The 14,152-nt window shown below is 56.2% G+C and carries 8 protein-coding genes; 5 read left to right on the top strand and 3 right to left on the bottom strand.

What is annotated here, in order from left to right:
- Both HYT79_03550 and HYT79_03545 read right to left on the bottom strand, forming a co-directional pair.
- Positions 1-443: CoA transferase (locus HYT79_03550; protein MBI2069654.1), on the bottom strand; the 443-nt coding region annotated here is incomplete at its 3' end.
- 297 nt (positions 444-740) lie between these two features.
- The gene (locus HYT79_03545; GenBank protein MBI2069653.1) at positions 741-1,742 is read right to left on the bottom strand and encodes a formylglycine-generating enzyme family protein; all 1,002 of its coding nucleotides are present in this window, start codon (positions 1,740-1,742) and stop codon (positions 741-743) included.
- 187 nt (positions 1,743-1,929) lie between these two features.
- On the opposite strand from HYT79_03545, the gene HYT79_03540 reads away from it, so the two are divergent.
- Positions 1,930-2,709, top strand: coding sequence for a M48 family metalloprotease (locus HYT79_03540; GenBank protein ID MBI2069652.1), 780 nt, complete (start codon positions 1,930-1,932; stop codon positions 2,707-2,709).
- Positions 2,710-2,788: 79 nt separating this feature from the next.
- Positions 2,789-4,588, top strand: coding sequence for a DNA helicase RecQ (recQ, locus tag HYT79_03535; GenBank protein MBI2069651.1), 1,800 nt, complete (start codon positions 2,789-2,791; stop codon positions 4,586-4,588).
- A gap of 22 nt (positions 4,589-4,610) precedes the next feature.
- On the opposite strand, the gene HYT79_03530 is transcribed toward recQ, so the two are convergent.
- Positions 4,611-5,252: a YceH family protein gene (locus HYT79_03530; protein MBI2069650.1), complete on the bottom strand. Its 642-nt coding sequence runs from the start codon at positions 5,250-5,252 to the stop codon at positions 4,611-4,613.
- Positions 5,253-5,413: 161 nt separating this feature from the next.
- Here HYT79_03530 and HYT79_03525 point away from each other — a divergent pair, with 161 nt between their 5' ends.
- From HYT79_03525 to HYT79_03515, 3 genes are read left to right on the top strand one after another with little or no spacing between them, the layout of a single operon-like run.
- Positions 5,414-6,184 (top strand): enoyl-ACP reductase, encoded by a 771-nt coding sequence (locus tag HYT79_03525; protein ID MBI2069649.1) that lies wholly within the window; start codon positions 5,414-5,416, stop codon positions 6,182-6,184.
- Positions 6,185-6,218: 34 nt separating this feature from the next.
- Positions 6,219-13,511: an SDR family NAD(P)-dependent oxidoreductase gene (locus HYT79_03520; GenBank protein ID MBI2069648.1), complete on the top strand. Its 7,293-nt coding sequence runs from the start codon at positions 6,219-6,221 to the stop codon at positions 13,509-13,511.
- Positions 13,508-14,146, top strand: a complete 639-nt coding sequence (locus HYT79_03515) for a 4'-phosphopantetheinyl transferase superfamily protein (GenBank protein ID MBI2069647.1) — start codon at positions 13,508-13,510, stop codon at positions 14,144-14,146. Before HYT79_03520 ends, HYT79_03515 begins: the two co-directional genes overlap by 4 nt.
- Positions 14,147-14,152 lie beyond the last annotated feature (6 nt).

Raw genomic sequence — 14,152 nt, 5'->3', positions numbered from 1 at the left:
TCGCGACCGGCCGCCACGGCCACGAAGCCGTCCAGGCAGGGGTAGACGCCGGACGGGAAGGCGGACGGGTCCCGGTTGCCAGCCTGCGCCCGGTTCTTGCCGGTCAGCCCGGCGTACACCCAGGTCCAATCCATGGCCCTGAGTAGCGCCTCGCACTGGGCGACCTCGAGGAACTGCCCCTGGCCTGTCCGGTCCCGGTAGTGGAGCGCGGCGAGAACGCCGAGGAAGACGGTAAGGAAGCCGATATATTTGATATTAGAAATAAGTGGTCTGGAATTACTCCTGACCCATTTATCATATTTTTCAATGGAACAGAACCGAAACAACCGGAGGATTTTTTTATAGAAGACCTGCAAGCTACCACGGCAGGAGAAGATTTTTTTTCTTTCGTTTGGGGGCGGGGGCCCAGGGGGTATAATTTTGGAGAATCTTGGGTGGGCAATATACCATCGTTGAAATCGCTATCAGAGGACGGTTATCATATTCTTTTAATACCTGGGACTTATGCGGCGACCAGTTTTTCCGAGACCTGTGGGAATAAAAAATTTTTGAGCTTATTAATCAATTTTGGCAAATGTCGTTTTGAACGAAAAATTCTTAAGCGCGTAACTTGGCAAAAACCCATCGACGCTAACTCCAAAGAATTTAAAGAATGGAAAGCCCGTATTCTTTCTCTAATCGAAGAAGCAAAAAGAGCAAAGCGCCAGCGCGCTAAATAAAAAAATTTTCGGGTTTAGAACTTACCGGGCCGTTCTTACTAGGCGGAAGCCGATAGAATTTTGATTGTTGCTTTGACGGCTTGCGTAACGATCAGCAGAACGCAGCATTTTTGCTTCGATATGCCATGAGCCACCGCGAATAGCCCGCAGTGATCCCGAGGTAGGACCTGTGGGATTGATAGTCAAAGAAGCTAAATCCGTTAATCCATAGTTTCTGTCGTAAAAATCCTGAGTCCATTCGCGAACATTGCCGTGCATATCAAAGAGGCGCCAGGGGTTTTGGTTTTTGGCGGCCACGGCGTGGGTTTTTGCGTTTGAGTTGCCGTTGTGCCAGCCATAGTCATCCAACTCGTTGCTGGCGTTTGTCCCAAACGAATACGGGGACTCTGTGCCTGCTCGGGCGGCGTATTCCCATTCGGCTTCGGTGGGCAGGCGGTAGGTGTGCGTTTCTTGAATATTATTCAACTCATTGATGAAGGCTTGGGCGTCGTCCCAGGACACGGATTCAACGGGGTGATTGGCGCAGAGGCTTACACCGGAAACGGTCCGGTAATTGCCGGTGTCGCAATTTTCCCGGGCGCTGAATGAAGACGGGTTCCTGCCCGTGACCGTGTAGTATTGAAGCTGGGTGACTTCCGTGGCCTGTATTTCAAAATCATTGGTGAGCCTGACCGGATGCCGGGTTTCGTCATTGTCCCGGTCCGCCTCCGTGCTCGGGCTGCCCATTCTGAAATCTCCGGCGGTGATGGAAACAAACCTGGCGGCAAAGCCTACTTTGCTCTCATCTAAGGCATCAGCGGGTTTTGAGGCTTTGGAACTGCCGTTTTTGACGGCGGCGACCTTGGCTCCGGCAGCGATCGGGGCGCTTCGATGAGCGGGGCCTGAAGCCGATGAAGGAGCTTTGGCGCCGGCTTGCGCCTGGAAAGCGCCTTCCGCATTGCGGGCTAAATGATCGGGGCTTTCCGAATGGGCGAGGCTAAAACATCCTAAAAGAGCGGCAGCGGTTAAAATTTGTCGCAACATTTGATTCCCTCCGTATTCTTAAACAACCCCATTATTCTATATCGCCTGGCTAAAAATTTCCTAGGCCTTAAGGCCCATATTAGGATGGGATTTTCGTTGAGGTTTTGTCCATGTCTAAAGTCCCAGCAGTTTATGGGTCTTTAGACCCTAGTGGAGATTCGGTTGATGGGGGAACAATCAAAACAGCATGTTGTCTGTTCGCCGCCGTTTCATTTTCTTTTTTGCCGCCGCTGTTCTTGTCTGGCCGCAGTTCCGGGCGCACGCTCAGGACGCCAGATGCGGTTTGACTCAAGATTGCCTCGATGCGGTTGATGAAGCGCCGGTTTGCGTCGCTTGGTACGATGATTTAAGCGCCGAAGTCGACAGGATTTCTTCTTTGCTCCTTGGAGCTTCCGACGTCGCGGACAGCGTCAACGTCCAAATTTTGCCCTGGGTCAGAACTTGGGGCGTGACCATGCAGAATCCTCTCGGAGGGTTCCTTATCGGCCTGGAACGAAGAGTTTTGGAAGTGATGACGAACGAGCATGAAATGGCTTTTTTGATCGCGCATGAAATCGTGCACGCGCAGAAGGACCATGGCGCCCTGCGGCAGAAATTTTTTAATTTTCAGGATTCTTTGCTCAATAGTTTCAGCGCCGCCCCTATCGGCGTTTCCGCGTTATTGGCCTTGCAGGCCGACTTTGCGAATTCCAGGAATCAATTCCTGCTGACTCAGGAAACCGAGGCGGATTGCCGGGCCGCCGCGCTGATGGAGGCGGCCGGGTTCGACTCGAGCCAGTCGCCGATGTTTTTCAGGCGCATCGCTGATTTAAGGTGGTCGGAAAAAACCAACGCGCCGTTGGACAGCCGTTATGAAATCGTCATTGATGAGTCGGCTCTCACCCACGGCTCTTTGTTGACCAGATTACAGCGCGTTGAACGCTGCTCCCAAGCCGCTCAGCGAACACTTGCCCAGCCCGGTCTCTGAGAGTAAAAAGTAAAATTCTGCCGTGGCGATTCCCTGGGCATCAGCCCCTTTGACGGAACGATCCGATTTACCTGCCTCGATGTTCACGCTGATTAAGCGCGTTTGGGGTTTCGGCGAGCTGTTGCCTCTACAGCAAGAGGCGATGGCCGCCATTTTGGAGGCAAGGGATTCTTTGGTGGTGCTGCCCACGGGCGGCGGCAAGTCTCTTTGTTATCAAGCGCCGGCTGCTGCCGGCTCCAAGACAGCCGTCGTCATCTCCCCTTTGATCTCATTGATGAAAGATCAGGTGGACGCTTTAAATGAAGCCGGCGTTGCCGCCGCTTTTCTTAACAGCAGCCTAAGCCGGGAAGAGCAAAAGCTGGTGGAACAGAAGGCCTTAGCCGGGCAATACCGGCTCCTTTATGTTGCCCCGGAGCGGGTGGTTGGTCCTGATTTTACGGCGTTTCTTAAACGTTTGCCTCTATCTTTCTTTATCGTGGACGAGGCCCATTGCATCAGCCAGTGGGGGCATGATTTTCGCCCGGAATACAGAGCCTTAAGCCGTCTAAAGCAGGAGTTTCCGGAGTTGGCTTTTCATGCCTTTACGGCCACGGCTACCGAGCCTGTCCGCCGGGATATCGCCGATCAGCTCGGAATGAGAAACCCTTTGATTCTGGTCGGCAATTTTGACAGGCCGAATTTGACGTATCGGGCTCTTCCCCGGAACCAATTAATTCAGCAAATCGAAGCTGTGCTTGGGCGCCATTGTAAGGAATCCGGCATCGTCTACGCCATTCGCCGCTCGGATGTCCAAGATATTTGCGCCTCCTTGAATTCAAAAGGAATCAACGCTTTGCCGTATCATGCCGGCCTTGCCGCCGCCGAGCGTCAGGCGAATCAGGAGGCTTTTGCGCGGGAAAAAATTGACGTGATGGTGGCCACCGTTGCCTTCGGCATGGGGATTAATCGTTCCAATGTGCGCTACGTCATTCATGCCGGACTGCCCAAATCCATCGAGCATTATCAACAGGAAACCGGCCGGGCCGGGCGCGATGGTTTGCCGGCGGAGTGCGTCTTGTTTTATTCCGGCGAGGATTTTTTCACTTGGAAATTTATTTTGGGGAAAGAGGGATCGCCGGCCTTGGGCGCTGATTTGAAGAAACTCGGCGCCATGAGTGATTTTGCGCGCGGCGGGTTTTGCCGGCATGCCTATCTCGTCGCTTATTTCGGTCAGGAGTGGGCGGGCGGTGAATGCGGCGCTTGCGACTTTTGTCTGGGCGAAACGAAAATCGTGCCCGAATCCACCCTGATCGCCAAAAAAATTATTTCAGCGGTTTACCGCTTAAAGCAAGCCTTCGGCGCTGATCATGTGGCCGACATTCTCCGGGGCGCCCAAACAGACAAAATCAAACGAAACGAACACGATCGCCTCTCGACCTATGGATCCCTGGGCGATCATCCTAAAAGGGATATCAGGCTGTGGATTGATCAGCTTTTAAGCCAGAATTTTTTGACCAGAGCCGGGGAAGAATACCCGGTCTTGGCGCTCGCTCCACAGGCCGCCGCCGTGCTTAAGGGGGAAATCGAGGTCAAGCTGTCATCTATCGAGAAACCGAAGAAAGAAAAGGCCCCCAGGCCTTCAAAGGTTCCACCCCCCGGCCTCGATGCTGATCAGGCGTTGTTTGAGCGGCTTAAAACTTTGCGCCGGAGGATTGCCGATGAAATGGGTGTTCCGGCGTATATTGTTTTCGGAGACCGTACTCTGCTTGAAATGGCTGATCTTAAACCGGTCGACAAAGAAACGTTGCGTCAAATTTGGGGCGTCGGCGAAAGGAAAATGGAAAATTTCGGCCGGCGTTTTCTTGATTGTATTCGCGACTATGCAAGCTCGAATCGTTGACCCGATCCCGATGTTTTCTGCGCTAGGCCGGTTTACCGGCCTGCTCTTGGAAGATTTTCACGAATGCTTCCAGGGCTTCGATCCTTTTTTCCAACTGGGTTAAGCGGTCCGCGCCGCCGTTAGTTGCGGTTTTGGTTTTAGGGAGTTCCACCGCAGCGCCGGGCGCGGCTCCCGAGAAAAGATGCTGATAGCGCGTTTCTTTTTGCCCGGCTTGGCGCGGGAGGCGGGCGACGATGGGGTCGGTTTTCGCGCATAACTCCTGCAAGAAGCCTTCCACTTCCGCGGTGCCTAAAAACGTGCACAGCCGGTCGGTGCGCCCTTTGATTTCTCCGGGCGTTTGCGGGCCGCGCAAGAGCAAGACGCAAATCGCGCCGATGAGCTTGGGTTCGCTGCTGTTTAATAAATTTTCGATGTGATGCCGGAATTTAGGAACCCGGTCACCGGGAACATGCAATCGCTCAACCAGCCCTTTATCCATGAGCGTCTGAAGATCCCGGCCCATGGTTTCCGTATCCAAATTCATGACCGGCTCCCGGCTTGACTTTTGATTGCAGGCATTAAGCAGGGAGTTAAAAGTCAGGGGGTAGAGTTCCGGCGTGGTCAGGGATTTTTCCACCAGAGACCCCAAAATGCGGGCTTCGATGGGGGTTAATTCAACCGGCATGGTTTTATTTTATCGTAAATGGGACTCGCGGCGCGAATACCGGATATTGTTGCCCATGAATTTCCCCAATTTTAGACAAAATTTTAGACTAAAGTCCTAATTGCTAATAGGGACTTAAGTCCTATTTTGAGATAGGCCGATCTTGCCATAATGATTAACCTATGGTGAACCTGCAGGGGAAAAGAGCTCTTATTTTGGGGGTGGCGAGCGAAACCTCCATTGCCTGGGCCATGGCCAAACGCTTCGACGCTCTGGGGGCTCAGATCATTCTGGGGTATCAATTCCGTTACCACAGCCGGGTCAAAGACCTGGTTTCTCAACTTAAGAACCTGGCCGGTTTTGAGCGCTGCGATGTCACGAAGAATGATGAAATGGCTGATTTCTTCGGCAAATTAGCGGCTCCTATCGATATCATCGCGCACTCCCTGGCTTATGCGCCGGCCGCGGCTTTGGAAAACCCCATCGTCCAGACAGCGGACGATGACTTTGCCCAGGCCTTGGCCGTCAGCAGCCATTCCTTGGGCAAGGTCGCCCAATACGCCCTGCCCCATATGACCAACGGGGGGAGCATTATTGCGTTGACGTATCTTGGCAGCCAGAGGGTTTGCGCCAATTACCGGGTGATGGGCGTGGCCAAGGCGGCCTTGGAGGCGTATGCCCGCGAATTGGCTTTTGAGCTTGGCCCCAAGAAGATCAGGGTCAACACCATTTCAGCCGGGCCCATTAAAACCCTGGCCGCAAGCGGCGTTAAAGATTTTGATCTGATCCTGGACTACAACAAGGCCGTGGCCCCGCTGAGGGAGAACGTGCTCCAGGAGGACGTCGCGGACTGCGCCGCATTTTTAGCTTCGGACGCGGCGCGCATGATTACCGGTCAGACGATTTTTGTGGATGCCGGCTACTCGATTGTCGGCGTCCCGACATTAGCTTAGGGAGGGTTGCCTGATTACGAAAGAACCGGGTCTTATGCCTATTGCCATCGTCGGCATGGGCGGGGTATTCCCCAACGCTTCCAATATCGCGGGCTATTGGGACAGCATCCTTCAGGGTAAAAGCGCCATCATCGAGGTTCCGCGCGAGCGCTGGGACTGGCGTCTTTATTATGACTCCGACCCCAAGGCCCTGAATAAAACCTACTCCAAAATCGGGGCTTTCGTCACCGGATTTCGTTTCAATCCGCTGGAATTTCGAATCCCGCCTCATGTGGCCCGGCAAATGGATATGGTCCAGCAGTTGGCGGTGACGGCCACGCATCAGGCTCTGGAAGACGCGGCCGGCGCCGCAAAATCCTGCGATCCGGAGCGCACCGCCGTCATCTTCGGCAATTCAATGGGGGGAGCCAAAAAGGATTTCACGGATTTGCGCGTTTACGCCGTTGAGTTTGAGTCCGCTTTAAGGTCGGGCCGGGTTTTCGGCTCCCTTGACAGCGCGGCCCAAAGCCGCTTGATCGAGGAGATGCGCGGCGCCGTGGTCATGGACAAAGAGACGATCACCGAAGACACCATGCCCGGCGAGCTCTCCAACGTGATCGCCGGGCGCGTGGCCAATGTGTTCAACCTGCACGGCGCCAATTTCACCGTGGATGCGGCCTGCGCGTCGTCTTTGGCCGCCGTGGACATGGCGGTCAAGGGATTGAGGATGCTCGATTACGACATGGTGATTTGCGGCGGCATCGACCAGATGATGGCTCCTCCCGCTTACGTCAAGTTTTCCAAGATCGGGGCCCTGTCGGCCGACGGCTCATTTCCTTTCGATGCCCGGGCGAACGGCTTTGTCATGGGCGAAGGGGCCGGCGTTTTGGTTCTCAAAAGGTTGGACGACGCCATGCGCAACGGCGATCGAGTGTACGCGCTGATTCGCGGCATCGGGGCTTCCTCCGACGGCCGGGGAAAAGGCATCACCGCGCCCAATACCAAGGGGCAAAAAATGGCCGTTGAGCGGGCCTTTAAGGGTTTGGATTATACGCCCGGCGGCGTTCAATTGGTGGAAGCCCACGGCACCGCAACCAAGGTCGGGGACAAAACCGAGGTCGCCGTGCTTCAAGAGGTTTTTGGGCCTTATGCGCAAGGACGCCAGAGCATCGGCCTGGGCTCCGTCAAATCTCAAATCGGGCATTTGAAAGCCGCGGCCGGAGCAGCCGGCCTGATCAAGACGGCGCTGGCCATTCACCATAAAATCCTGCCTCCCTCCATCAATTTTGAAACCCCGAATCCCGACATCGATTTCGGCAACTCGGCTTTCCGGGTCGTTACCAAGGCCCAAGAATGGGCGGCTGGAAACGATAAAAGAAGGGCCAATGTCAGCGCGTTTGGTTTCGGGGGCACGAATTTTCATGTGGCTTTAGAGGAGTTTGACGCGGCGCGCGCGCCCAGGACATCGGCCGCATCAAAGGAAGAGCGAACGCAGGATGAACCTCGCCGGATGGGGAATGTTTCCTTCAAGCCCGATGCTGTTTGGGCCGACACGTTGGCCTGGACCGGCGACAATCCCGATGGTCTGCGCAATCAGGCCGGGTCTTGGCCGGCGGACACGCTCCCTTGCGTGGGAGCCCCGCTGCTTTGGAGTAAGCTCGATCCCGCCAAACCGTGGAGAGCGGCATTAGCCGCGGAAAACAGCGTTAAAGCCCGGGAAAAAATCAGCGCCCTTCAATCAGCCTTGTCCGTTGGCGGCGCCGCGCTTTCATCGCCGGCCTTGAAGGTCAAGGGCATTTTCGTCAAAGCGACGGCGCGCCCCGCGCGCCCGAAAATCGGATTTCTTTTCCCCGGCCAAGGCTCGCAGTATGTGGATATGCTCAGGGACCTGTGTCAAAAATACGAAACGGTTCGGGACACATTCCTTGAGGCGGACCGGGTTTTGGAGCCTTTGCTCAAAGCCAAATTAACGGACATTTTGTTTTCTCAGGAGGGGGAGAGCGAGGCGGATCGAGCCCGGCGCGAGGAACGGATTAAGCAAACCGAGATCACCCAGCCCGCGGTGCTGACCGCGGACGTGGCCTTATCCCGTCTGCTTGCGAGCTTCGGCGTCAAGCCGGACGTGGTTTGCGGCCACAGTTTGGGTGAGTACGGCGCCTTGGTGGCGAGCGGCATTTTGAGTTTTGAGGATGCTCTTGTCGCGGTCTCAGCCAGGGGCCGGGAAATGGCCTCGGTCAAGGTTCCTGATCCCGGCAAAATGGCCTCGATTGCCGCGCCTATGCAGGAGGTCGAGGAACTTTTAAAAACAGTTCCGGGCTACGTTGTCATCGCCAATAAAAATAGCCCGAACCAGACTGTGATCGCGGGCGAGTCCGCAGCCATGGAAAAGGCCGTGGCTTTATTCCACCAAAAAGGTTTCCAGGCTCAGATGATTCCCGTTTCCCACGCCTTTCATTCGGCCATCGTGGCTCCGGCTGAAGGGCCTTATGGGGAATCGTTGTCCAAGTTGAAGTTCGCGGCGCCGGCCATCCCGATTCTCTCCAATGTGACGGCTGATTATTACCCGAGCGATGCTTTGGGCATCCGCGGCCTTTTGGTCCGGCAGATTTCAAGCCCCGTTGAATTTATCCGGCAGATCGAGCGCATGCACGCTGACGGGGTGCGTCTCTTTGTCGAGGTCGGCCCCAAGCGGGTTTTAACGGCCTTGACGTCGGGCATTTTGGAGCAGGCGGCGGATGTCGTTGTCGCGGCTTCCAATCACCCCAAGCGCGGCGGCGTTTATGAATTTCAGGAGCTCTTAGCCAGGATTTTTGCCGAAGGCGTTGACGTTGATTGGTCCGGCAAGGACCCGGTCAAGAGCCAAGGCGTTTACACCGCCGATTATTCGGCTTGGAGCCGCTCGCAAATGGAACCGGCGGCAATAACCCCGCGCGTTGAGCAGGTCCCGGCTGCTTTGGCTTCTCATCGTCTGGCGTCGACGCAGCCCCAAGCCGTCATCTCCGGCATTGCAGCCGGCGTTCCCGGAAGCTGGGACAAAATTTTCCGTGAGGGGGCTTTAGATGAAATCCTGCGCGGCCAAAACCTCATCGAGCGAATTCCCGAGGCGGAGCAGGCCAAGCAAATCGGTAAAAAAATCGTGCGTCTGGTTAAATCCGCCACCGGCGATCATTCCATGGAGGAATTGCGCACGACCAAAGACGCCATCAAGCTTGCGGCGCGCGCCGGCGAGTTTGATTTAAGCGAGGAGTTCGGCGTGCCCGAGGCCTTGGCGGACTCGATGGACCGGACCTTCCGCCTTGCTTTGGCGGCGGGGCTGAGCGCTCTAAAAGACGCGGGAATCCCCTTGGTGGAGCAGTACAGGAAAACTTCGGTGGGCGGCCGGATACCCACGGGGTGGAGGCTTCCCGAAGCCCTGGCGGATGAGACCGGGGTCATTTTTGCCGGCGCTTTCCCCGGGATTAACAGCCTTGTTGAAGAGATCAACAAATTTTACGGCGCTCAATCCGAAGGCGGCCGCGAGTACGCTTTCCCGCGTGACTTTTTAGTCAAAGTGCTTGCCCTTGGGCATTCCCAGCTCGCCCAGTGGATCGGCGCCAGAGGGCCTTCGGCCTGCATCAACGGCGCTTGCGCATCCACGACCCAGGCCGTGGCCTTGGCCGAGGACTGGATCCGTTTGGGCCGGGCCAAAAGAGTCGTGGTGGTGGCCGGCGATGACATCACCAATGAGAATCTCCTTGAGTGGTTCGCGAGCGGATTTTTGGTCGCCGGGGCCGCGTCCACCGAGGGCGCCGTTTCCCGCGCGGCTTTGCCTTTTGACCGGCGCCGCCACGGCATGCTGATCGGGATGGGCGCGGTCGGGCTGGTCGTGGAAGCCAAAGAGGAAACGGCGCGTCGAGGCGCGCATCCATTGGTTGAAATTTTGGCGACGGAGTACGCCAATAGCGCCTATCACGTGACGCGCCTTGACGTCAATCACGTGGCTGCGGTCATGGATAAGCTTTTAGCCAAGGCGGAAGCGCTTTGGGGTTTGCTCAGGAAAGACGTGGCCAAGTCCATGCTTTTTATGTCCCATGAAACCTACACCCCGGCTAGAGGCGGAAGCGCTCAGGCCGAGGTGGTGGCCCTGAAAAAAACCTTCGGTCCCGACGCCGCCAAAGTGATCGTCGCCAACACCAAAGGTTTTACCGGCCACACCATGGGCGCCAGTCTTGAAGACGCCGTGGCTATTTGGAGCTTGGTGAGCGGGCAGGTTCCTCCCATCGCCAATTACAAGGAGCCTGACCCCGAGCTCGACGGCATTACGCTGAGTCCCGGCGGAGCCATGGAGCTCGACTATGCCCTTCGGCTGGCCGCGGGTTTCGGTTCTCAAATCGCCATGACTTTGGTGAAAAAGGTTTGGAAACGCTCAACGCCCAGGATTTACGACGCCCAGCGCCATGGCCGATGGCTCAAAGAGATTTCGGGATTTGATTCGCCCAAATTGGAAGTCGTGCATAACACGTTGAGGTTTGCCTCGGCTCAAAACAGCGAAGCCAATAAAGAGCCTGCGCCGGTTGTGTGCGTGGCGCCTGCGGCCAAACCAGCTCCGTCCGTCGTCAATCAGGCGGCCCGCCCTGCCGTCACCGTCGCTGAGCTGAAACCGGCAACGACCGAGACGGGGAGCCCGCTCGGCGGGCCGGCGAAGGAAGTGCGGAATCTTCGGGAGAAGATTCTGCCGAGCGAGGATTCCGCGCGCGAAGCGGTTGTCGGCTTAGTGAGCGAAAAAACAGGCTACCCCAAAGAAATGCTTGAGCTTGATTTGGACATGGAAGCGGACTTGGGCATCGATACGGTCAAGCAGGCGGAGCTTTTCGGCATGATCCGCGATCGTTTCCAAATCCCCCGCAAAGAGGGCCTTTCGCTGAAGGATTATCCGACCATTCGCCATGTGATCGGTTTTGTTTTAGCCAATACGCAGGCCGCCGAGCGAACGACTCCCGTCGTTGAGAAGGAGAAACCTGCTCCGGCTCAGGAAATCAAAAAGGCATCGCCGCCCGTAGTCCAGTCCGGCTTTAAGCGCAGGGTTCCTGTCGCTGTTTCAACGCCGCCGGCGCAAACAATGTTGCGCAAAATCGACGCGTTGAAACCGATTTTTGTCGCGGGCGCCGCAGAGCCGCTCCGGCGGAAATTCGCGCAAAGCCTTCGGGCCTTGGGCTATACGGTTCATGCGGCGGATGATGGCTCTTCTGCTGAGCCCGCAGCTTCCTTTGGGGGAATTTTTTATCTGGGCGGCCTAGACCTGAATCCGCAAGTGCTGCCTGGGGAGGCGCTTGCGCCGTTGATGCGATTGGCCAAATCCGCGCCGGATGATCTCGTGTTTTTATTCGTTTTAACGGCCATGGACGGCCGCCATGGGCTGAATAGGGAAAATCCCGCTCTTTTTAATCCGTCTCAAGGCGCGCTGATCGGGTTTGCCAAGTCATTGGCCAAAGAGCGGCCGGGTGTTTTGGTGAAGTGCTTGGACCTGGCCCCTCATCTTTCTTGCGAAGATATGGCTAAGCTGGCGATGGAAGAGTTCAGCCGCGGCGACGACGCGGTTGAAGTGGGATTGGACCCGGCGCGATGGGTTGTTGAGACCGTTGAGGAGCCCGTCGGCCCCAGCGTCTCTGTGTCTTGGACGCCGGGCAAAACGATTTTGATTACGGGTGGAGCCCAGGGGCTCGGCTACGAGATGGCTAAGGCGTTGGCCGGGCGATTCCGTCCCCGTTTGATTTTGCTCGGCCGCACCGAGCTTTGTCCCGAATCCGAAGCCTGGGCCGCCATGAGCGCCCCGCAGCTTCAAGAGCTTAAATCCGGCCTTTGGAACGACTTGAAGGCCCGGCAGGGAAAAGCCACGCCCATGCTCCTTGAGCGGGAGTTTTCCAAAGTCACCAAGTCGGTCCAGGTTTTTAAGAACATCGAGGCGCTGCGGCTATCCGCGGAAAGCGTGGAGTATGTGCGCTGCGATGTCGGCAACGAGTCTGAACTTAAGAAAACCATCGATGATTTGTCGGCGAAATACCCCTCGATTGATTGCGTCATCCATGCCGCCGGCGTTGAGGAAAGCAAGCTTTTAAGCGACAAATCCGAAGAGAGTTTTTGGCGCGTTGTCGACACCAAGGCGACCAGCGCTTATCATTTAGTCCGTACCGTTCCCCAAAAGCCAAATCAGGTTTGGGTATTTTTAGCGTCCGTTGCCGGACGTTTCGGCAATATGGGCCAAACCGATTACGCCGCTGCCTGCGATTATTTGGCCAAACTGGCCCGGCGCATGACAGTGGAGAACCGGACAGCTTATGCTTTCGATCTCACGGCTTTTTCCGAAGTTGGGATGGCCGTCAAAGCAAGCATCAAAAGCGCCCTGGAGGCCATCGGGGTCGAGTTTATGCCGCCGGCCGTGGGCGTTTCCATGATGCTTGAGGACATGGCTTCAGGGAATGGAGGCGAAATTGTGCTGGCGGGTCGCTTGGGAAGTTTTGAGAAAAGCCGCTTGCCGGCAGTCTTCGCTGCGGCTAAGACGCAGGAGAAAAAAGCTGTTGTTTCCAAAATTTTTTCTTTAGACGAAGATATGTATTTGGCGGATCATCGGGTTGCCGGGGTGCCTTATGTGCCGGGCGTCATGGGCATGGAGCTTTTTGCCGAGACCGGGGCCGGGTTTTACGGGCCTGGCGACGGTTATCTCCGCAATGTCCGTTTCGATCTTCCGATCAAGCTTTTAAGGGACAAGCCTGTTTCCGTGCGCATTGTCGCGGAGAAGGGAGACGCTGGACCGGTTCAAATGCGCATTGAAAGCGACTTTATCAGCCCCTCGGGCATCAAACTCGGCGCGCCTCGAGAACACTTTCACGGGGAGTTTGTCTCCGGGCGCCTGGAGTCGTCATGGAATAATTTATCCAAACCGCAAATTCCCGGGACGCCCGCCGTTTTATCTCCCGAAATTTATTCTTTTTATTTCCACGGGCCGCGCTTTCAAGTGTTGAAGTCCATTTTGGCCCTCGGGGATCGATCTGTTTTAGCTCAGTACCAGCGGCCCGGAGCCCCGCTATGGAAGGACACGAAGCCCAGGACTCTGTTTTACCCCATGCTTTTTGAAGCGGCTTTCCAGGCCTGCGGCTGGTATGACCATAAGGTGTTCAACAAAATGTCCCTTCCCGATTCGCTGGGGCACGCCCAAATTTACCGGCACCCCGAGAAAGCCAAGGAGTTCTATGTCTACGCCGCGTTCCGGGAAACGGACGCGCAAGGCAAAAGCGTTTTTGACGCTTTCGTCTTCGATCAAGACTTCAATCTGTGGGCCGAACTCGGCCAATACCGGATGATACGCCTGTGAGCCTGTTCATCAAACTCGTTCCTGTCGCCGGCGTGGAGCCTGAGCATTGCGCATTGTTGACGCCGAAGGAAAACAGGATGTTGATGGGTTTTAAAATCCGCAAAAGACAAGCGGAGTGGCTGGCCGGCCGCATGGCCGCCAAGCGCGCGCTTGTGGAGGCCCTGGGTTCGCTCGGCCATTCGGTGAAACCCCAAGACATCGAAGTGTTGCCCGATTCCTCGGGCCGGCCCCTGTGGAGCCTCACCAATGCGGATGCTTCCGCGGTTCCCGTCGCTGCCGCTTGTTCTCTTTCACACAGCGGCGAGTGGGCGATCGCCTGCGCTTCGATCGCCAGCCGGCGCCTGGGCATCGACATCGAGAAAATTGAGGACCGGCACCCTGCTTGGTTCGAAGAGGCGTTTCACCCGGCGGAGCGCGCGGGGATCATCTCCATTGAAGCGGCCGCGGATTGTTGGGCGCAAAAAGAGGCTTTGCTTAAATTTTTAGGTTTGGGCTTGAACTGCGATCTCTGGAACGTCCGGCCGCCGTTGTTCTTCGGCCGCGCCAAAGAGGCGCATGAAAATCTGGGCGCTCCGGCGGTCCACATGAGAAGATGGAGCATGGGTTCCTACCGGCTGGCGCTGGCTTATTCATAAAAATTT

The organism is Elusimicrobiota bacterium (assembly GCA_016180815.1).
Lineage (GTDB): Bacteria > Elusimicrobiota > Elusimicrobia > JACQPE01 > JACQPE01 > JACPAN01.
Note: the sequence above shows the minus strand (reverse complement) of the source record. Positions and strands in the feature narration are given on the sequence as shown.

Coding starts and splice junctions, on each gene's coding strand:
- HYT79_03520 (MBI2069648.1), top strand. CDS start 6,219: ATGCCTATTGCCATCGTCGGCATGGGCGGGGTATTCCCCAACGCTTCC.
- HYT79_03530 (MBI2069650.1), bottom strand. CDS start 5,252: ATGCCGGTTGAATTAACCCCCATCGAAGCCCGCATTTTGGGGTCTCTG.
- HYT79_03540 (MBI2069652.1), top strand. CDS start 1,930: ATGTTGTCTGTTCGCCGCCGTTTCATTTTCTTTTTTGCCGCCGCTGTT.
- HYT79_03525 (MBI2069649.1), top strand. CDS start 5,414: ATGGTGAACCTGCAGGGGAAAAGAGCTCTTATTTTGGGGGTGGCGAGC.
- recQ (MBI2069651.1), top strand. CDS start 2,789: ATGTTCACGCTGATTAAGCGCGTTTGGGGTTTCGGCGAGCTGTTGCCT.
- HYT79_03545 (MBI2069653.1), bottom strand. CDS start 1,742: ATGTTGCGACAAATTTTAACCGCTGCCGCTCTTTTAGGATGTTTTAGC.